We start from the raw sequence: 19,490 nt of genomic DNA on the forward strand, positions 1-19,490 counted from the left end.
GGCGGTGTCCTGGGTCAACCGAGCACGCTGATCGCGCAGGTCGAGTACGGTGAGAGCCGGGCGCGACGGTCGTTGATCGACCGGGCGCCCGGCTCTCGATCTTGCTGTCGGAGACCAGATATCGGCGGCGTGTCATCCGGGCGCGTCCGCCGTCCATAGTGCGTTTGCAAGCGAAGTCCGGCGGCCGCACACGGCGACGCGAGCCCGCGAACCCCGTGCTAGCGTTGGTTTCGCACTCAAGCGCCGAGCTCTCTGCTCGAAGTCCCGAGCAGATGGGGGAACTGTGACAACTAACGACCACAACCCGACCTCACCGCCCTGGCTGCAGAGTCAAGCGGTGGACACGGCCGACGCCACGGAGTCGGAGAAATCCGCCGAGCAGTCGCCCGAGCAGACCGGTGACGTGGAAGTGCCGGCGGTCGAGGCGGAGACGCCGGACCAGCCGGAGCAGGATCCCGCGCAGCCCGACTTCAGCGGTTCGACGGACCAGACCGTGTCCTACCCGCAGGCGTCCGCGCCGCCGCAGCCCTACGGCCCGCCCGACGGTTTCTCGCCGCCCGGCCCGGCCGAGCAATACGGCGGCTACGCCCCGCCGAACGCCGGTCCGTTCGCGCCGCCTGGCCCATATGAGCCATATCAGACCGGGCCGTACCAACCGGTGGCCGGACACAGCGGCAGCCATCAGGTCGCGGAGGCGCCGAACCCCGGCTACGGCGAGTACCGCCAGGAGATCGGCCCCGACGGCCTGGTCCGGCGCGTACCGGAGCAGCCGGAAGCGCCCGCGCCGCAGCCCGAGCCCCAGGCCGCGCCGATCTACAGCTGGGCCCCGCCGCCTCCGCCGGTATCGCACCAGCCGCCACCGGTCTACCAGCAGCAGCCTCCGCCGCCGCAGCCGATGGGCCAGCAGCCAGCGCCGAGTTGGCAGGGTGGGCCGAACCCGCATCAGCCCGCGCAGCCGTTCCAGCCGCAGCACGTGCCCGCGCCGGGTCAGCCCGGTCATTCGGTCAACGACCTGAACCTGCTCAAGCGGGCCAGGCGGGCTCCGCGCAGCGGCTGGCGCCGCGCCGTGCACAAGGCCACCGGCGGCATGCTCAATCCGGGTGAGTCCGCAGCCGACGTGGTCTACCGCGACCTGGTCGACCGGGTGAACCAGCCGGTGCGCGGCGATTACCGGATCGCGATCCTCTCGCTCAAGGGCGGTGTCGGCAAGACCACCACCACGGTCGGTCTCGGCTCGACGTTCGCGTCGCTGCGCGGCGATCGGGTCATCGCGATCGACGCCAACCCCGACCTCGGCACGCTCGCGCACCGGGTGCCGCGCCAGACCCGCTCGACCGTGCGCAACCTGCTCGAAGACCAGCACATCAGCCGGTACTCCGATGTCCGCGCGCACACCTCGCAGGCGCCCAGCCGCTTGGAAGTGCTTGCCAGCGAACAGGATCCGGCGGTTTCGGAGGCGTTCAGCGAGGCCGACTACCGCAAGGCGATCGGCATCCTGCAGTCGTTCTACAACATCATCCTGACCGACTGCGGCACCGGCCTGATGCACTCGGCCATGGCGGGCGTGCTCGATATGGCCAGCTCGCTGGTGCTGGTCACCTCGCCCGCGATCGACGGCGCGCGCAGCGCCTCGGCGACGCTGGACTGGCTCGATCACCACGGCTACGGCAAGCTCGTCGAGCGCACCGTCGTCGTGGTCAACGCGTCCCGGCGTGGCGCCTCCACCGTCGACCTGGATCAGCTGCGCAAGCTGTTCCTCGACCGCACCCGCGCGGTGCAGGTGGTGCCCTTCGACGACCACCTCGCCGAGGGCGCCGAGATCGACCTGGAACTGGTGAGCAAGCCGACCAGGCGAGCGCTGCTGGAACTGGCCGCGATGGTCGCCGACGACTTCGGTTACGTCGGCGCCCAGCAGTACCACCACCCGGGCCCGATGGGTCACTGAAAACCCTGGAATACGTTGCGGCCCGGCACCTCTGTGCCGGGCCGCAGTCCGTTTGCGCGACCTCAGTACTTGCCGAACAGCACCGCGGAGTTGTGCCCGCCGAAGCCGTAGGAGTTGTTCATCACGTACTGCACATCGGTGTATCTGGTTGCGCCGCTGACGATGTCGAGATCGATCTCGGCGTCCTGATGGTCCAGGTTGAGGGTCGGCGGTATCGCGCCGTCGCGCAGCGTCAGCACCGAGATCGCGGCCTCCAGCGCGCCCACCGCGCCGACCGAGTGGCCGAGCGCCGACTTGGGCGCGTAGATCGACGGATGGTTGCCGATCGCGGCCGAAACCCCTTTGGCCTCGGCCACATCGCCGAACGGCGTGCCGGTGGCGTGCGCGTTGACGTGATCCACCTCGGCGCCGTCGACACCCGCGGTCTCCAGCGCGCGCCGCATCGCGCGCGCGTTGCCCCGGCCCTCCGGATCCGGCGCCACCAGGTGGTAGCCGTCGGCGGTCAGGCCCGCGCCGAGCAGCCGGGCGATCGGCCGCGCGCCTCGCGCCAGCGCGTGCTCCTCGGCCTCCAATACGAGCAGTGCCGCCGACTCGCCGAAGACGAACCCGTCCCGGTCCCGATCGAACGGACGCGAGGCGCGTTCGGGTTCCTCGATCCGCGAACTCAACGCCCGCATGTTCGTAAAGCCCGCCAGCGCAAGGGCATTGATACGGCCTTCGACGCCACCCGCGACGATCATGTCCGCCTCACCGAGAATGATCGAGCGCCACGCGTGCACCAGCGCTTCACAACCCGACGAACACGCCGACACCGGCGTCACCACGCTGGCCCGGGCGCCGAGTTCGAGCCCGAGCACCGCCGCGGGCCCGTTCGGCATGGCCATCGGGATCGCGAACGGCGAGACCTTGCGGTAGCCCTGATCGCGCAGGATGTCGTTCGAGTCGACGATCACCTCCGCGCCGCCGACGCCGGTGCCGATCGAGACGCCGAGCCGGTCCTGGTCCACCTCGGGCGCGCCGAGGGTCTCCCAGATGCGTTTGCCCATCACGTAGGCCACCTGCTGGACGTAGGACATGCGCCGCTTCTTGATCCGGTCCAGCTCGGCGGTCGGGTCGACCTTGAACTTCGCCCCGATATCGATCGGTAAGCGTCCGCTCTCGACCTCCGGGTCCTCGAGTTTGCGCACCCCGCTCTCGCCCGCGAGGAGCCCCTTCCAGGTGGACTCGGCGTCGGCGCCGAGTGCGGAGGAAACCTCGACCGCGGTCACCACCACGCTCCGGAATCCTCCGTTGCGGGTGGAGAACTCGGTGATATCGCGCATTGCTGTCGCGTGTCCTTTCGTATTGCCGGATAGCCTGTCCTGCAATCTATTTGGCAGAGCGGCGGCGCGTCATGTGCGGAACACTCACAGCCGGGCGCGGGAGTTGTGCGAAGTTACCAACGACGCCGACGCGTTCGCCCCCTAAGCTCGGCACTCGACCCCGGTACCAGTGGCTTCGCCGAGCCGCCCCCGAACGAACGCGAAACCGCCTGTAAGAACTCGACAATTCACCGCAGGCCGACCGGGCTCCCGTCCGGCGGTGCCGATCCGGCGGTGACGGTGGCGACCGCGTCCCGGAACGCCGTCAGCACCGCCGCGATGGCGGGACGGTGCTCGGCGCGGCGACGGGTGGCCAGCTCGTAGACGCGGGCGGCGCGCACACCGGTGAGCCGCAGCACCGACAAGCCGGGGTGCGAGACCGCGTAGCGCGGCATCAGCGCCACGGCGTAGCCGGACGCGACCACGGTCTCGATGAGATGGAATTCGTTGAGCCGCTGCGCTATTCGCGGTCGCACACCGGTGACGGTGGCGATCGAGCGCAGCACGTCGTCGATCGGGAAGCCGCCCTTGACGCTGAGCCAGGTCTCGTCCGCGAGTTCGGCCGGGGTCACCGCGGAGCGCCCGGCGAGCCGATGGGTCGGCGCGACGACCACATCGATGGGCTCGCGCATCAGCATGTGCACCGAGATACGCGAGTCGGCGACGGGCGCGGCGCGCTCGTCGCGATGGGTGAGCACCACGTCGTTGTCGGCGAGCAGCCGGGGCAGGTCCGCGGGCGGCAGGTCCCAGTCGGTGGCGACCAGGTCGACGCCGCTGTCGGTCATCGCGGGCAACACCAGGGGCAGCAAAAGCGCTCCGCCCGAAGGGAATACGGCCACCCGGACCCGGCCGGCGGGGCGAGCCGCGATAGTGCGCCATCTCCGCCACAGCGCGATCCATCGCCGCGAGCACCTCGTCGGCGCGGACCACCAGCGCCTGCCCCGCGTCGGTGAGCCGGACCCGGCGGCCGTGGGGTTCGAGCAACGCGACGCCCGCCTCCCGAGCCAGCACCTTGAGCTGCTGCGACACCGCCGAGGGGGTCATCGAGAGCGCGGCGGCGACGGCGGCGATGGTGCCCCGGTCCGCGAATTCGCACAGCACCCGCAGCCGGTCCAGCGACATCGGCGGGCCGCCGGGATGCTCAGCCACCGGCGACCGTGCCGAGCGAGCACCGGGCATTGATCATGAAGCAAAACTACATCAATGATCCGTATTTATTCGATTGTTCTGATGGTTAGCGGACCGCACGATGGACCACGTGACCGCTCGTGATCGACTGCTCGGATTTACCGTCGTCCTGCTCTGGGGCCTGAACTTTCTCGCCATCCGCGTGGGACTCGATCACTTCCCGCCCTTCTTCTTCGCCGCGCTGCGGTTCGCGGTCATCGCGGTTCCGGTCCTGCTGTTCGTCCCGCGGCCGCAGGTGCGCACGCGCTGGCTCCTGCTGTACGGCACCGGTTTCGGCATCCTGCAGTTCGCCTTCCTGTTCACTGCGATGCGGGTCGGCATGCCGACCGGGCTCGCCTCGCTGGTGCTGCAATCCTCCGCACCGTTCACCGTGCTGCTCGGCGCCCTGTTCCTGCGGGAACAGATCCGGTCGATCCAGGTCGCGGGCATCGTGGTCGCGCTGGCGGGCATGGCGGTGATCGGCTGGGACCGGCTCGAACACGCCACCCTGCTGCCGGTGCTGCTGACCCTGGCCGGCGGTCTCGGCTGGGCCTTCGGCAATATCGGCGCGCGACAGGCGACGGTCGAGTCACCCGGCCTGAACACCCTGCACCTGACGCTGTGGCTGGCCGTGGTCCCGCCGTTGCCGTTGTTCGCGCTGTCCGCCGCCGCCGAGGGACCGGCCACCGGCTGGCACGCACTCGCCGACTCCTTCTCCGCGGCCGGTTGGCCCGCCCTGGTGGCGCTCGGCTACATCGCGGTGCTCGCCACGGTCATCGGCAGCGGCATGTGGACCTACCTGATGAGCCGCTACCCCGCCGGCGTCGTCGCGCCGCTGACGCTGCTGGTCCCTGTCGTCGGAATCGCCGCAGCCTGGGCGTTTCTCGACGAAACCCCCACCCCCCTGTCCCTGGTCGGTGGCGTGATCGTCATCGCGGGTGCGTTCGCCGCCACCTCCGGCAAGCGCACCGCGACCGCCACCGGCCAGGCCGCGTCCCCCGACGCGGCCACCGATCGTCCCCGTCCGCATCTGATCGAGGCCTGAATCCGCCCGGACATTCATGTGTGCCAAAGGGTTCTGGCAACCGTCGTCACAGCTTCGCCTATCCCGGCGCCGATATCGCTATGCTCACAGCCATTGTCCGAATCAGCGTTCCCTCGGGCGAGGCACGGGGCGGGTAAGCCGGTTCGGGACCTGCCGCTTTACAGTAGTGACAACATGTAACAAAGGTCCTGAGGCTAGGCACAGAGCGGCGCATGGCAGAACATCGGTGGACCGTATCGCGCAGGAATGTTCTTCGCGGCACGGTGACGGCGGGGGTAGCGACAGCGGGGGCACTGCTGACCGGCGCGCTCAGATCCGGGCCTGCCGCCGGTGATCCGGGCGGCAGGCGGGTCGCGGTACTCGGTGGCGGTGTCGCGGGCTTGACCGCGGCGCACGAACTGATCGAACGTGGTTTTCAGGTCACGATTTTCGAGCGACGCGCATGGGGCGGTAAGGCGCGCAGTGTGCCGGTCCCCGGCACCGGCTCCGGCGGCCGGCCGGATCTGCCCGGCGAGCACGGTTTCCGCTTCTTCCCCGGTTTCTATCAGCACGTGCCCGACACGATGCGGCGAATTCCGTTCGGCGACAACCCGAATGGGGTGTGGAACAACCTGGTCGCGGTGCCGGAGGCGCGCTTCGCCCGGCGCGGCGGCGACGATTTCCGGGTACCGCTCGGCTTCCGCGCGCGCGGCCCGTTCAGTCCGGACGCCTTCCGCGAGACCCTCGGCGCGGCCCTGTCGACCGCGTTGAAAATGCCGCCCGCCGAAGGCATGTACTTCGCCGACCGGCTGCTGGTGTTCAACAGCAGCTGCGATGCCCGCCGGGACGGCCAGTGGGACAACACTTCCTGGCACGACTACGTCGGCAACCACGCACGCTCGCACGAGTTCCGCGCGCTGCTGTCCCGCACGCTGACCAGCATCATGGTGGCCGCCAAGGAAAACATCGCCAGTGTCCGCACCATCGGCAACATGGGCGAGCAGTTCCTCGGCAACCCGCTGGAGATCGGCAACGACGGCGGGATGGACCGGGTGCTGAACGGGCCGACCAACGCGGTCTGGATCGAGCCGTGGCTGGACCGGTTGCGCGCGCTCGGTGTGCGCTTCGTGCTCGGCGCCGAGGTGCGCGAGCTGCAACTGCGCGACCGCCGGATCAGCGCCGCGCGCATCGTCGACGAGCACGGCACGCACCGCAGCGTCGAGGCGGACTACTTCGTCGTCGCGCTGCCCGCCGAACGGGCCCGCATGCTCTGGTCGCCCGAGGTGCTCGAGGTCCGCCCCGAACTGGGCGCGATGGACAAGCTGGTCACCGATTGGATGAACGGCATCCAGTTCTACCTGCGCCGGCCCGCCGATATCTCGCTCGGTCACGCCGCCTACATCGACGCGCCGTGGGCACTCACCTCGATCAACCAGAATCAGCTGTGGACCCGGAAATTCGCCGAATTCGGCGACGGCACCGTGCAGGACTGCCTTTCTGTGGACATCTCCGACTGGAACACCCCGGGCCTGCTGTACGGCAAGCCGGCCAAGGAATGCACGCACGAGGAGATCGCGCGCGAGGTCTGGGCGCAGTTGGCGGCACATCTCGACGACCGCGGCGACGTGCTGCGCGAGGCCGACCTGCACTCGTGGTTCCTCGATCCGGGCATCACCTGGCAGGCGGACAAAGGACGCAACGCCAACGCCGATCCGCTGTTGATCAACACGGCGGGTTCGTGGGCGCACCGGCCAGCGCCGCACGGTGCGCTCGAAAACCTTTTCCTGGCAGGCGATTACGTGCGCACCAATGTCGATCTCGCGACGATGGAGGGGGCCAACGAGTCGGCCAGGGCCGCGGTGAACGCCCTGCTCGACGTGGCGGGCTCGAACGCCGAACGCTGCCGGATGTACACCCTGTACCGCGCACCCGAACTGGAACCGCTGCGCCGCATCGATGCCGACCGCTACGCGGCGGGACAGCCGAACCTGTTCGACGTCCCGATCTGAGCGATCGGTCACCGTCGGCCCGAAGGCGATCGTCTCGCCCGCGCAGATGCTTGAATCAGCTGTGGGCGAAATCAGCGATCAGATCACCGACCCGGCGGACCTGCGGCGACTACTCGGCGAGGTCACGCCGCTCGCGGCGAACAAGGAGCGCGTCGCGCTGCACCCCAGGGATCGGGACTGGATCGCGGCCACGCCGTTCCTGGTGATGAGCACCAGCGACGCCGCGGGCAACTGCGACGCCTCCCCCAAGGGCGACCCGGCGGGCTTCGTGAAGGTCCTCGACGACCGGACCATCGCGATCCCGGAGCGGCCGGGCAATCGACGGGCCGACGGCTATCTGAACATCCTCGCCAACCCGCATGTCGGCCTGCTGTTCATCATTCCGGGGCGGCCGCAGACGCTGCGGATCAACGGGCGCGCCAGGCTGGTGCGCGACGCTCCGTACTTCGACGACATGGTGGTGCGCGGCCACCGCCCGATCCTGGCCGTCGAGGTGACGATCGAGCAGATCTATTTCCACTGCGCCAAAGCGTTCCTGCGCAGCCATCTCTGGCAGCCCGAGCAGTGGCCCGACGACAGCCTGCCCAGCTGGCCACACCTGGTCAAAGAGGTGCAGAGCGAGGTCACCGCGACGATCGAGCAGCTCGAACAGCACTATGCCCCCGCCAACTACAACGCCAAGCTCTACCAGGGCTGATGCCGCCCGGGCGCGGCGCATACCGGCCGACGACAGCTGACGGAGCCGACGGGGCCGGTCGACACTAGACTCGCGGCGTGGCAGACATTTCGGTGCGCGGGCGAATCGCGCTGCGAGCCGCGGCGGCAGCGTCGTGGGCGTCGCAGCGGGCGGGACGCGGTAAGGGATCGATGATCGGCGGGCTCATCGCGCTGCAGATCGACAAGACGATCATGGACCAGCTCGGGCGCGGCAAGCGCACGGTGCTGATCACCGGCACCAACGGCAAGTCGACCACGACCAGAATGACCACGGCGGCGCTCAGTACGCTCGGCGCGGTGGCGACCCAGGCCGACGGCGCGAACATGGACGCGGGCATCGTCGCCGCGCTCAGCGCGCACCGCGGCGCCCCGCTGGCCGCGATCGAGGTGGACGAGCTGCATCTGCCGCACGTCACCGACTCGCTGAATCCGGCAGCGGTCGTGCTGCTCAATCTGAGCCGCGACCAGCTGGACCGGGTCGGCGAGATCAACATGATCGAACGCAGGCTGCGCGCGGGCCTGGCGCGCCACCCCGGCACCGTGGTGATCGCGAACTGTGACGACGTGCTGGTGACCTCGATCGCCTACGACCACCCGAACGTGGTGTGGGTGGCCGCGGGCAGCGGCTGGTCGATGGACGCCACCAGCTGCCCGCGCAGCGGCGAGCCCATCCGCTGGGAAGGCAGCCACTGGCGCAGCACCGGCGCGGATTTCGAACGGCCCGAACCGGATTGGTGGTTGGACGGCAACGACCTGGTCGGCCCCGACGGGGTACGGCTGCCGCTCGAGCTGGCCCTGCCCGGCCGCGCCAATCGGGGCAACGCCGCGCAGGCGGTCGCCGCTGCGGTCGCGCTCGGCGCCACCGCCGCCGACGCGGTCGCCGCGACCGGCACGGTGCGCGAGATCGCGGGCCGCTACCGGACCGTGCAGGTCGGCGAGCATGCCGCGCGGCTGCTGCTGGCCAAGAACCCGGCCGGCTGGCAGGAAGCCCTCTCGATGATCGAACCCGCCTCGGCCGGACTGGTCATCGCGGTGAACGGTCAGGTGCCCGACGGCGAGGATCTGTCCTGGCTCTGGGACGTGCGGTTCGAGCACTTCGAAGGGGTCCAGGTGGTCGCGTCGGGCGAGCGGGCCACCGACCTCGCGGTGCGTCTGACCTACGCCGGCGTCGAACACACGACGGTGCCGAATCCGGTGCGCGCCATCGCCTCCTGTCCCGCCGGGCACGTCGAGGTGCTGGCGAACTACACCGCGTTCCGTGACCTCAACCGCGACCTCGACGGACGGACGGCATGACCGAATCGACAGTACGCATCGGGCTGGTCCTGCCCGACGTGATGGGCACCTACGGCGACGGCGGCAACGCGCTGGTGTTGCGCCAGCGGCTGCGGCTGCGCGGCTACGCCGCCGAGATCGTCGAGATCACCCTGGCCGACCCGGTACCCGATTCGCTGGACGTGTACACCCTTGGCGGCGCGGAGGATTCGGCGCAGCGGCTGGCCACCCGGCACCTGCAGCGCTACCCCGGGCTGCAGCGGGCCGCCGCGAAAGGCGCTCCGGTGCTTGCCATCTGCGCCGCGATCCAGGTGCTCGGCCAGTGGTACGAGACCTCCTCGGGCGAGCGGGTCGACGGTGTCGGCATGATCGACGTGACCACCTCGCCGCAGGCCGAACGCGCGATCGGCGAGGTGACCACCACGCCGCTGCTGCCCGGCCTCACGGCAGCGCTGACCGGTTTCGAAAACCACCGCGGCGGTACCAAACTCGGCGGCGAGGCGACCGGCCTGGCACGGGTCACCCGCGGCGTCGGCAACGGGGTCGGCGACGGCCTGGAGGGCGTGGTGCAGGGTTCGGTGCTCGGCACCTACATGCACGGCCCCGCGTTGGCGCGCAATCCGGAGCTCGCGGATCTGCTGCTGATGCGCGCGCTAGGGGTCTCGGAGCTGGCCCCGCTGGACCTGCCCGAGGTCGACCAGTTGCGCAGGGAGCGGCTGCGCGCCTGAGCGATACGCCAGGTATCAATTATTGCCCGGCGGCGCGGAATTCCGGCCCGGTGTGCACGCAACGCACATCGGGTGCGAATTCATTCATCGCGCCGCGTCCGTAATTGAGTGCGTTCGCGACTCGATCCATTCGCTCCGTCGTATAGTGCGTCGCGCGCGCTACGCTCCCCGCTATGACGACGATCACGCCGGGCGCTGCTGCCGAATCAATAAAGCAGCCGACCCGTCCCGCCACCTGGCCGCGGATACGCAGCCTGCTCCGGCCGCGTCCGTTGTATCTGTCGTTGCTCGTTTCCGCCGTGGTGGCGATGAAAGCGTTCGAAATGTCGTTCGCCGCGCTACATCATCTCGCCGTGCGGAATCTGGTGGAACCCGGCCTGGCCTCGAATGTGCCGATCGCCATCGACGGCCTGGTGGTCGGCTCCATCGTGGCCACCGCGTCATTTCCCAAACGCAGTGCGGGTTGGTGGTATGCGACCGGACTATTCGTGCTCTCCACCCTGGTTTCGGTCGCCGGGAATATCGAATACGCGCGGGAAATCGGCGGCGGCCCGGTGTCTTTGATCATCTACGCCGGCATGCCGCTCACCCTGCTCTTCGCGGTCCATCTCACCTTGATCCTGCTGGCGCGCAGCACCGCGCGGCCCGCCCCCGTCGGCGCGCCGGTGCTCTCGACCGAGCCGGACGAGATCGCCGATCCGGTGACATCGCCCCAGCTCAACGGCCACGATCCCCGGCTCGACGGCCACGAATCGATGACACCCGCGGCGATGGCGAGCCCCGCGCCGCCCGGTGGGCCGCGCACCCCCTTGCGCTTCAACGGTTTCGAGGCCGCGAACGGCCGCACCCTGCTCAACTCCAACAACCGATAGACAGGCCTCGCTGAAAATACATCCGCGCTCGACTACTTCGATGGAGTAAACATGGCTCTCACAGTCTGGCAGGACCAAGACGTCGATCAGTTCCGGGAAGTCGCGAGCCGGCTCGCCTCGGTGATCCAGAGCAGTGTTGATCGATCGGGCGCATTGAGCCAGCTCACCGAGGCGGTGGAAAGCGGGGACGCGTTCACCGACCTGTTGATCGAATTCGCCGGCCGCTGGTTCCACGAAACCGGCGGGCAGTCGGTGCTGATCGGACCGGAATTGTTCTGGCTGCTCTCCGAACCCAGTCTGCGCAAAGGGATCAGCAACGCCGTGCGCGGTCCGGAAACCGCGCCGGATCTCGAATACTCGGTGAGCAGGCGCAGCCGAAAGTTATTGCTGATCTGCGTCTTCGAGACTTTGGCGCAGAATCAATGGCTGGCCGGCAACATCAGCGAGCACATCAATATGAGCGTGACCCCGAACGCGACAATCAACACCAGCATGAACGGGGTCGGCTGAATCATTCGCCGCGGGCGCGGCCGCGACGTCGTACGTCCGGCCGCGCCCGAATTATGTTCACGGCGTTCTTAACTCTCCCCCGCCCCCGCGCGCCCGGATAACGTCGACGTTTGCCGTGCTGGGCGGCGAGTCGTGAGGAGAGTGTCGTGTCCGACGTTGGCCTGCTGGGCAGGGCCGGATGACCGCGATCAGCCCACCGGAAACGCCGACGATCGAGCCCGTACCGGCGCCGGCGCCGGTACGACGACCCGAACGCCCGCGCCGCTCGATCGGGCCGGTGCTCACCCGCGTCGCGGCGCTCGGGCTGGTGCTCGGACTGTGGACGGTGATCACCGCGGCCGGCTGGGTCGATCCGCTCTACCTGCCCTCGCCCCGCGCGGTATGGGATGCGTTCGTGCGGGCCAACTCCCGGCACCAGATCGCGGCAGGCGTCGACCGCACGGTGATCGGCGAACAGAACTACTACCTGTGGGAACACCTGGTCGCCAGCTTGCAGCGGATCGCGGCCGGGGTGGGCCTCGCGATCGTGGCCGGGCCGCTGGCCGGCTTCGTGATGGGCATGCTCACACCGGTGCGCCTGATCACCGAGCCGATCCTGAACTTCCTGCGGTCGCTGCCGCCGCTCGGCTATATCGGCCTGCTGATCGTCTGGTTCGGCATCGGCGACGTGTCCAAGATCTGGCTGCTGTTCCTCGCCGCCTTCCCGCCCATCGCGATCGCCACGCTCAGCGGCGTCACCGGGGTAAAACAGGACTACCTGCACGCGGCCCGTGCGCTGGGCGCCGGTCGGGCGCAGGTCATTGCGCGGGTGGTGCTGCCCGCGACGCTGCCGGAGGTGATCGGCGGTATCCGGATCGCCACCGCGTTCGCCTGGACCACCGTCGTCGCCGCGGAGCTGAACAACGGAATTCCCGGCATCGGCGGCCTCGCCTACATCGCGGGCACACAACTGAATACGCCGCTGACCATCGCGTGCATCATCGTGATCGGCTGCGCCGCACTCGTGCTCGATTCGGGCATCAAATTTCTCGGTGCCAAAGCAGTTCCGTGGAAAGGCAAGGTATGAAATCCGCTGTGCGTCGTGCCGTCACGACCGGGCTCGCCGTGGCGGCCGTCCTCGTGACGACGGCGGGGTGCGTCGAATCCGGCCGCGGCGACACCGGTGCCACGGGCGCGCAGGCGAGTTGCCCGTTCGCCGCGGACCCCGGCGTCACCACGACGGCCCGGATCGGGTACCAGGCGATCCCCAACGCCGACCTGCTGGTGAAGGATCGCGGGCTGCTCGCCGCCTGCCTGCCGAACGCGAAAGTCACCTGGAGCCAGTTCGCTTCGGGCGCCGACGTGGTGCAGGCGTTCGGCGCGGGCAGCCTCGATATCGGCACACTCGGCTCGGCGCCCGCGACCAAGGCGCTGTCGGCGCCGCTGCAGCTGCCGGTGCGGGTGCTGTGGATCCACGACGTCATCGGCAAGTCGGAGTCGCTGGTCGCCAGGGACGCCGCGATCACCGACCTGGCCGGGCTGCGCGGTAAGCGCGTCGCGACGCCGTTCGGCAGCACCGCGCACTACAGCCTGCTCGCCGCGCTGGGCCGGGCCGGCTTGGCCGCGGACGTACAGCTGATCAACCTGAAACCCGACGCGATTCCCGGCGCGTGGACCGGTGGCCAGATCGACGCGGCATGGGTGTGGGATCCGACCCTGTCGAAACTGCTCGAATCCGGTGGGCACATCGTGACGTCCAGCGCCGACACCGCCGCGGCAGGTGCGCCGACCTTCGATCTGGCGGTGGCGAACCGGAAATTCCTGGACGAGCACGCGCGCTTCGCGGTGGTCTGGGCGAAACTCCAGGACTACGCCGTCCAGCAGGTGCGGACCGCGCCCGCGGACGCGGCCGTCTCGATCGGCGCGCAGCTCGGTATCGACCCGAAGCTGGTCGGCCCGCAGCTGGCCGGATACACCTATCTCGGCGCGGCCGAGCAGGCCGACGCGAAGTATCTCGGCGGCGGCTTCAGCGGCGATCTGCGCAAGACGGCCGAATTCCTGCTCAGCCAGGGCGGCATCGACGCCGTCGGCGACGAAACCGCCTACCGCGACGGCATTTACGTCGACGCCGCGAAGGGCGCAGCCTCGTGACGGTGCTCGCCGACGCCGACGTGCGCCACCGGGTCACCCTCACCGGAGTGAGCAAGTCCTACCCCGGTGACGATGGTCCGACGCAGGTGCTCGCCCCTACGGATCTGACCATCGAGAGTGGCGAATTCGTCTGCGTCGTCGGCCCTTCCGGCTGCGGCAAGTCGACGCTGTTGAACCTGCTCGCCGGTTTCCTGGAGCCGAGCCAGGGCACAGTCCGGGTCGGCGACCGTCCCGTCACCGGCCCGGACCCCGACCGCGGCGTCGTCTTCCAGCAACCCAACCTCTACCCGTGGCTCTCGGTGCGGCAGAACGTCGAGTTCGGGCCGAAAGTCCGTGGCGTGCCCAAGGCCCGGCGCGTCGCCGAGGCGGAGCGGATGCTGGCTCTGGTCGGCCTCGACCACCTCGGCGGTCGCCGACCCTACGAGCTGTCCGGCGGGCAGCAGCAGCGCGCGCAGATCGCCCGCGTACTGGTCAACGATCCACAGATCATCCTGATGGACGAACCGTTCGGCGCGCTGGACGCGCTGACCCGTGAGCAGCTCCAGGGCGAACTGCTCACGCTGTGGCGCGATCGCCGCAAGACGGTTTTCTTCGTCACCCACAGCATCGATGAAGCGCTCCTGCTCGGTACCCGCGTCCTGGTCATGGGGACCCGTCCCGGCCGAGTGCGCTACGACGCGCCCACCTCGTTCAAGGCCGATCTGATCAGGCCGACGTTCGCCGCCATCCGCGACCGGGCCGGTTTCGCGACGATGCGCGACGAGGTCTCGGCCCAGATCTACGCCGCGCACGAATAGCGCTCCGGGACAAGCTCACCCGGCCGAACGCGCGCAGAGCTCGTGGGCCAGGCGCATCTTGTCGAGCACGCGGTCCGGGAGCACGAACGGGTAGAGGTCGGGGTGCCCCATCGAGCGGTTGACCATGTTGAGCGACCAGGCCAGGGGCAGCCAGAGGTCGATGATCTTGTCGAAGCCGGCGCGCCCGACCTGCGGACGGTCGAGGCTGGCGCCGGCGGGGGCGATACCGAAAGCCGCTGCGGTGTCCAGGGTGTCGCGGATGTGCAGGTAGTGCGCGAAGGTTTCGGCCCAGTCCTCGGCGGGATGCATGGTGGCGTAGGAGGATACGTAGTCGGACTCCCAATTGGGCGGCGCGCCTTCGGCATAGTGGCGCTCCAGCGCGGCCTGATAGTCGGCGTCGGGATCGCCGAACAGGTCCCGGAAGCGCTGACGCGCCTCGTCGTCGTCGACCAGCACCATGAAGTAGTAGTGGCCGATCTCGTGCCGGAAATGCCCGAGCAGCGTGCGGTACGGCTCGTCCATCTCGATGCGCAGTTGCTCGCGGTGCGGATCGTTGGCCTCGGCCAGGTCCAGCGTGATCACACCGTCCTTGTGGCCGGTGATCACCTGCTTGTCGGCGCTGGAGAGCAGGTCGAAGGCCAGGCCACGGGCCGGATCCCGGTCGCGTCCGACGATGGGCAGGCCCAGCTCGGTCAATTCGACGATCAGCCGGCGCTTGGCCGCTTCGGCCTCGGCGAACGCGGCCAGCCCCGCGGCGTCGAGATCGTTGGGGCGGGTTCGGGTCAATCGGCACGACGCGCACAGCACCGGCGCTGCGTTGCCGTCGCCCGACCCGTCCTGCGGCGCCTGGACCAGCCAATTGCACTGCGCCACATGGAGGTTGTCGCACAACCGGAAGCGGCTCGCGTCCACCACGCCGGCGGCCGCGTCTACCGCGGCGTCGCCCGGCGGGTCACCGATCACCACCAAGCTGAGGGTGCTGAGACTGAAACCCAGTGGGCTGGAACAGGACAGGCACACCGAGTTCTCGAAGGCCAACTGCTGGCCGCAATGGGGACAGGCGAAATCACGCACGCTGGCTCACACCTCCACCGGAGAGACGTCGACCGAAACGGTAATTGTGCTCTCCTTGGCGTCGGTATAGATGATGCCACGCAGCGGCGGCACGTCGGCGTAGTCGCGGCCCCAGGCCACGGTGACGTAGCGTTCGTCGCCGAATTGGTCATTGGTGGGGTCGAAGTCGATCCACCGCCCGGTACGGTCGTGCGCATCGGCGCCGGGCACCCACACGGCGGCCCAGGCGTGCGTGGCGTCGGCGCCGACCATGCGCTCCTTGCCGGGCGGTGGGTCGGTGGCCAGGTAGCCCGAGACGTAGCGGGCGGCCAATCCGTGCGAGCGCAAGCAGGCCACACCGACCCGCGCGAAGTCTTGGCAGACGCCGGTCCGGGCGGCGAACACATCGGCGACCTTGGTGGACACCGTGGTCGAGCCGGACCGGTAGGCAAAATCCGCATGGATCCGGCTGTTCAGTTCGGCCACCGCCGCAAGCAGCGGACGCCCGGGAGTCAGCGATTCGGCCGCATACGCCGTGACCTCCGGGGTGATCTCGGGCGGACGCAGATCGAGGGTGAACTCCACGGCCAGTGGGCCCGTCGCACCGGTCGGCCGGGCGGTCTCCCACGGCCTGCCCGCCGGGCCCGCCGCGGCGTCGCCGGGCCGGTCGACCTCCACCAGCGACTCGCCGGTGACCACCAGGGTCCGATGTTCGGCCGTGACATGGAAATACGAGGTGGTGTTGCCGTAGACATCCGAGCCGATGGACTGATCCGAGGGCACCGGATCGACCGACACCTCGTGCGACAGCAGCCGCTGCCCCGGGAATTCCCGGGGCGTCAGATACGCGCGGCCATAGGAGCTGGTGACCTCGTCGGAGTATCGGTAGGTGGTGCGATGGGCGACGCGATACCGCCGGGCCGCACCGTTGCGCTCGCTCATCTGACCACCCGGGTGCTACCCCACAGCGGCTGGAAGCCCGCGGGCAGCGCCAGTTTCGCGGTCTCGAACGATTCGGCCAGCTTGCGCAGGCGCAGGTGCACACCGTCGAGCAGCTCGGCCAGTTCGGTGCGCCTGCCTTCGTCGTCGGTGACTTCCAGATCGTCCGGATCCAGCCGCCGCAGCATGCGTTGCGCGTCGGCGAGCAACCGCTGCGGCCGCGACGATCCCGAGGCGCCGGGCAGCTCCCGCAGGTCGGCGTCGAGCCGGTCCAGCTGATAGGCCAGCGAACGCGGATTGGCGGTATCGAAGAGCAGCAGTCCGGCGACGGCCGCGATGCGCACCGAATCCCGGTGCCGCCGCCGGTAACTCACCTGCGATTCGGCCGCCCGCAGCACCGACTCGGTGACCACCCGCTCGGCCTCCTCCGGGTAGGTCCGGGTCAGCGCCGCCGACATCAGCGCGGTCAGCGCGAGCCCGCGTTCGATGCGTTTGCCGATATCCATGACATACCAACCGGAGTCGCGCACCAGCGACTCGGCGCCGATTCCGGACAGCGACAGCAGCGCGGCCAGCGTGAGCGAATGCACCGCCGACAGCGCGGCTTCGCGATCCTCGCCGAAGCCGCGGTATTCGGCCATGGCGCGGTCCACCGCGCTGAGGATCATCCAGGTGTCGCTGGAGAGCTGGTCGCGCACGGCCCGCGCGGCGTTCGCGTAGCGATCGACGGCGAAGGCCAAGGAGCCCGGCAGATCTCGGTCGACGGTCAACGCCACCAGGTAGTCGTGCCCCTCGCGGGAGGCTCCGGCCACCGCACCGACGCCCGAAGTCTCGGAATCCTGTTGTGGATCAGTCGGATCGGGCTCGACGAGTGCACCCATCGACTGCGACTGTCCCGAGTCGCCTTGCGCGGCCGCCATCGCACCCGGCTGGGTCTGGGTCCGGCTGCCGGACGAACTCGTTTGCGTCGCAGTGCGATCGGGCCGCCCGCCCGCTCCGGTGTCCGCGGGTGACATCGCATCATCGGGTGCGGTGCCGGACAAGACCGCGGCCGGCGCGACGGTCGCGGTGGCCCGCGCCAGCGCGGCCATCAGGACCGGTAGCGCCTCCGCCCCCTCCAACCACGGCCGGTATCGGAAGTCCTGGTACCGCTCGTGCGTGGCCATCAACAACCGGACCGCCGCTTCGGCGCGTTCGCTGTAGCGGCCCATCCAGAACAGGTCGTTGAGCACGCGCGGCGAGCTGATCGCCGCCACGATCGGCAACCGCCGCGAGACCCGCTCCTCGTGCGGGGCCTCGGTGCCGACTGCGGGCGCGGGCGCCGGCGCGGCCCGCACCCAGATGTCCTTGGCAGCGATCTTGATGACCACTCGATCGGGCAGCGTGCGCTGGTGCAGCTGACCGAGGCCGCCCGCCATCGCCGTGTAGCCGCCGCGCCGGGCCATCGAGAACAGCCGCATGCCGACCGGCGCGGGGGTCAGTCCGCCGTAACCCTCCACCGCGGGCGCGACCGAGAACTGCGCGGGCTCCTGGCCGACCCACTGCCAGCCGGAGGCCTCGATCCGCGCGCGCAGCTCGGCCCGCTGCCGGATGGACAGCGCCGGACCGAAGATCGTCGCGCCGTCGATGGCGGACCGAATGATCAAGCGGTGCAGGTTCTTTGTCAGATGGGCGCGTTCCTTGTCGTCGCCACCCCAGAAACTCGGCGCGCTCTCCAGCAGCAGATCCTCGCCGAGCAGCGCCTTGGCCAGGCGCGGCAGGAAACCGGTCAGTGCCGGGTTCTCCAGCAGGCCGCTACCCAGGGTGTTCACCACGGTCACCGCGCCCCGGCGCAGAACCTCCACCAAACCGACCACGCCCAGCCGCGAGTCCGGCCGCAGGTCCAGCGGATCGGAGAACTCCGCGTCCACGCGCCGCAGCACCACGTCTACCCGGCGCAGCGTGCCCAGGGAGCGCATCCACAGCGCGCCGTCGCGCACCACCAGATCCGCGCTCTCCACCAGCGGGAAGCCCAGCATGGATGCGAGATTGGCTTGGTCGTAAGCGGTTTCGGAGTGCACACCCGGGCTCAGCACCACCACCACGGGATCATCGGCCTCGCCCTCAGGGGCCGACTCGATCAGCATCAGCCGCATGGCCCTGGCGAACGGAGTGAGCGGCCGGGGATTCGAGTGTTCGAAGGCCTCCGGGATCGCCGTCGACACCACCCGGCGATCGGCGAGTGCGTAACCCGCGCCCGACGGCGCCTGGGCCCAGTCGGCGGTGACCCGGAACCGGCCGTCGCTCCACCGGCTGATATCGCAGGCGTGCAGGAACAGCTGATGCCGCCCCGGCACCGTGATGCCATGTGCGGCACGGACATAGCCGCCGTAGCCGAAGACCACCTCCGGCGGGAGCAGCCCGTCGGTGAGCATCCGGCGCGGGCCGTACACATCGGTGAGCACCTCGTCGAGCACCCGGGACCGCTGCACCAGTCCGGCTTCCAGCCGGGTCCAGTCGTCCGCGGAGATGAGCAGCGGAATCGGATCCAACCGCCACGGCGTCGTCACCGCCTGCTCGCCCGAGCCGGTGACCTCGGTATAGGTGATGCCGTCGTCCTCGATCAGCCGGCGCACGCGGCTGTCCAGCCTGCCGAGGCCGGTGGTGCCGAGTTCGACGAAATCCGCGGACAGCTCCGACCACATACGCCGCACCCGGCCGCCGGCGTCGACCAGCTCGTCGTAGTACCCCCCGGTGGGCCTGCCACATTCGTCGTAGGGCGCGGTCTCCACCCCACCGCTACGGTAGCGCGCGAATTGCTCGGCAACCTGCTCGCGCACGCCGGGCGCGGCGCTCGTCACGCGCCGCCCATCCCGCGACGACGCTTCGGCTTCGCGCATTGTCACCGCGCCGACCTCGCTTCCCCTGTCAGACGTGCCTACCGGTCGCCGACCACGCCCCAGACGGTCCGCGCGCGGCGCAGA

At 69.5% G+C, this 19,490-nt stretch carries 15 protein-coding genes and 1 pseudogene; 11 read left to right on the top strand and 5 right to left on the bottom strand.

Annotated elements, in window-relative coordinates; translation table 11 throughout:
- Positions 1-283: 283 nt before the first annotated feature.
- A complete protein-coding gene (locus NBRGI_RS43150) occupies positions 284-1,945 on the top strand; it encodes a MinD/ParA family ATP-binding protein (protein WP_235211305.1) in 1,662 nt (553 codons plus the stop codon).
- Positions 1,946-2,007: 62 nt separating this feature from the next.
- Here the strand turns inward: NBRGI_RS43150 and NBRGI_RS43155 are convergent, their stop codons facing one another.
- Together NBRGI_RS43155 and NBRGI_RS44850 are read right to left on the bottom strand one after the other, a co-directional pair.
- Positions 2,008-3,267 carry a KasA/KasB family beta-ketoacyl-ACP synthase gene (locus NBRGI_RS43155; RefSeq protein ID WP_029904155.1) on the bottom strand — a complete coding sequence of 420 codons (1,260 nt, stop codon included), beginning with the start codon at positions 3,265-3,267 and terminating at the stop codon, positions 2,008-2,010.
- 227 nt (positions 3,268-3,494) lie between these two features.
- Positions 3,495-4,428, bottom strand: a pseudogene (locus NBRGI_RS44850) (LysR family transcriptional regulator).
- A gap of 136 nt (positions 4,429-4,564) precedes the next feature.
- Here NBRGI_RS44850 and NBRGI_RS43165 point away from each other — a divergent pair.
- The 10 genes from NBRGI_RS43165 (at position 4,565) to NBRGI_RS43215 (ending at position 14,535) form a co-directional block, all read left to right on the top strand.
- Positions 4,565-5,518, top strand: a complete 954-nt coding sequence (locus NBRGI_RS43165; protein WP_036563016.1) for an EamA family transporter — start codon at positions 4,565-4,567, stop codon at positions 5,516-5,518.
- A gap of 212 nt (positions 5,519-5,730) precedes the next feature.
- Entirely contained in the window at positions 5,731-7,506 is a 1,776-nt protein-coding gene (locus NBRGI_RS43170) for a hydroxysqualene dehydroxylase (RefSeq protein ID WP_029904160.1), read from the top strand.
- Positions 7,507-7,552: 46 nt separating this feature from the next.
- On the top strand, positions 7,553-8,203 hold the full coding sequence (locus NBRGI_RS43175; protein ID WP_029904162.1) for a pyridoxamine 5'-phosphate oxidase family protein: 651 nt from the start codon (positions 7,553-7,555) through the stop codon (positions 8,201-8,203).
- Between the two features lie 77 nt (positions 8,204-8,280).
- A complete protein-coding gene (locus tag NBRGI_RS43180) occupies positions 8,281-9,519 on the top strand; it encodes a MurT ligase domain-containing protein (RefSeq protein ID WP_029904164.1) in 1,239 nt (412 codons plus the stop codon).
- Positions 9,516-10,226 (top strand): type 1 glutamine amidotransferase, encoded by a 711-nt coding sequence (locus NBRGI_RS43185; protein ID WP_029904166.1) that lies wholly within the window; start codon positions 9,516-9,518, stop codon positions 10,224-10,226. Before NBRGI_RS43180 ends, NBRGI_RS43185 begins: the two co-directional genes overlap by 4 nt.
- Positions 10,227-10,399: 173 nt before the next feature.
- A complete protein-coding gene (locus NBRGI_RS45815; RefSeq protein ID WP_081878487.1) occupies positions 10,400-11,098 on the top strand; it encodes a DUF2637 domain-containing protein in 699 nt (232 codons plus the stop codon).
- A 51-nt stretch (positions 11,099-11,149) separates the two neighbouring features.
- The gene (locus tag NBRGI_RS43200; RefSeq protein ID WP_014981125.1) at positions 11,150-11,608 is read left to right on the top strand and encodes a hypothetical protein; all 459 of its coding nucleotides are present in this window, start codon (positions 11,150-11,152) and stop codon (positions 11,606-11,608) included.
- A gap of 178 nt (positions 11,609-11,786) precedes the next feature.
- The gene (locus NBRGI_RS43205) at positions 11,787-12,674 is read left to right on the top strand and encodes an ABC transporter permease (RefSeq protein WP_029904170.1); all 888 of its coding nucleotides are present in this window, start codon (positions 11,787-11,789) and stop codon (positions 12,672-12,674) included.
- Positions 12,671-13,738, top strand: a complete 1,068-nt coding sequence (locus tag NBRGI_RS43210) for a taurine ABC transporter substrate-binding protein (protein WP_029904172.1) — start codon at positions 12,671-12,673, stop codon at positions 13,736-13,738. The genes NBRGI_RS43205 and NBRGI_RS43210 overlap by 4 nt, the downstream gene beginning before the upstream one ends.
- Positions 13,739-13,740: 2 nt before the next feature.
- Positions 13,741-14,535 carry an ABC transporter ATP-binding protein gene (locus NBRGI_RS43215; protein WP_029904174.1) on the top strand — a complete coding sequence of 265 codons (795 nt, stop codon included), beginning with the start codon at positions 13,741-13,743 and terminating at the stop codon, positions 14,533-14,535.
- A gap of 15 nt (positions 14,536-14,550) precedes the next feature.
- Here NBRGI_RS43215 and NBRGI_RS43220 read toward each other — a convergent pair whose 3' ends face one another.
- Genes NBRGI_RS43220 through NBRGI_RS43230 form a run of 3 tightly spaced genes read right to left on the bottom strand, consistent with a single transcriptional unit; the run spans position 14,551 to position 19,406 of the window.
- On the bottom strand, positions 14,551-15,609 hold the full coding sequence (locus NBRGI_RS43220) for a zinc-binding metallopeptidase family protein (RefSeq protein ID WP_029904176.1): 1,059 nt from the start codon (positions 15,607-15,609) through the stop codon (positions 14,551-14,553).
- Between the two features lie 6 nt (positions 15,610-15,615).
- Entirely contained in the window at positions 15,616-16,530 is a 915-nt protein-coding gene (locus NBRGI_RS43225; RefSeq protein WP_029904178.1) for a transglutaminase family protein, read from the bottom strand.
- Complete coding sequence (locus NBRGI_RS43230; protein ID WP_029904180.1) at positions 16,527-19,406, bottom strand: circularly permuted type 2 ATP-grasp protein; 2,880 nt, start codon at positions 19,404-19,406, stop codon at positions 16,527-16,529. The genes NBRGI_RS43225 and NBRGI_RS43230 overlap by 4 nt, the downstream gene beginning before the upstream one ends.
- Positions 19,407-19,490 lie beyond the last annotated feature (84 nt).

Origin of the sequence: Nocardia brasiliensis IFM 10847 (assembly GCF_000710915.1) — a bacterium.
GTDB lineage: Bacteria > Actinomycetota > Actinomycetes > Mycobacteriales > Mycobacteriaceae > Nocardia > Nocardia brasiliensis_A.

Coding starts and splice junctions, on each gene's coding strand:
- NBRGI_RS43155 (WP_029904155.1), bottom strand. CDS start 3,267: ATGCGCGATATCACCGAGTTCTCCACCCGCAACGGAGGATTCCGGAGC.
- NBRGI_RS43225 (WP_029904178.1), bottom strand. CDS start 16,530: ATGAGCGAGCGCAACGGTGCGGCCCGGCGGTATCGCGTCGCCCATCGC.
- NBRGI_RS43175 (WP_029904162.1), top strand. CDS start 7,553: ATGCTTGAATCAGCTGTGGGCGAAATCAGCGATCAGATCACCGACCCG.
- NBRGI_RS43185 (WP_029904166.1), top strand. CDS start 9,516: ATGACCGAATCGACAGTACGCATCGGGCTGGTCCTGCCCGACGTGATG.
- NBRGI_RS43200 (WP_014981125.1), top strand. CDS start 11,150: ATGGCTCTCACAGTCTGGCAGGACCAAGACGTCGATCAGTTCCGGGAA.
- NBRGI_RS43210 (WP_029904172.1), top strand. CDS start 12,671: ATGAAATCCGCTGTGCGTCGTGCCGTCACGACCGGGCTCGCCGTGGCG.
- NBRGI_RS45815 (WP_081878487.1), top strand. CDS start 10,400: ATGACGACGATCACGCCGGGCGCTGCTGCCGAATCAATAAAGCAGCCG.
- NBRGI_RS43230 (WP_029904180.1), bottom strand. CDS start 19,406: ATGCGCGAAGCCGAAGCGTCGTCGCGGGATGGGCGGCGCGTGACGAGC.
- NBRGI_RS43170 (WP_029904160.1), top strand. CDS start 5,731: ATGGCAGAACATCGGTGGACCGTATCGCGCAGGAATGTTCTTCGCGGC.
- NBRGI_RS43205 (WP_029904170.1), top strand. CDS start 11,787: ATGACCGCGATCAGCCCACCGGAAACGCCGACGATCGAGCCCGTACCG.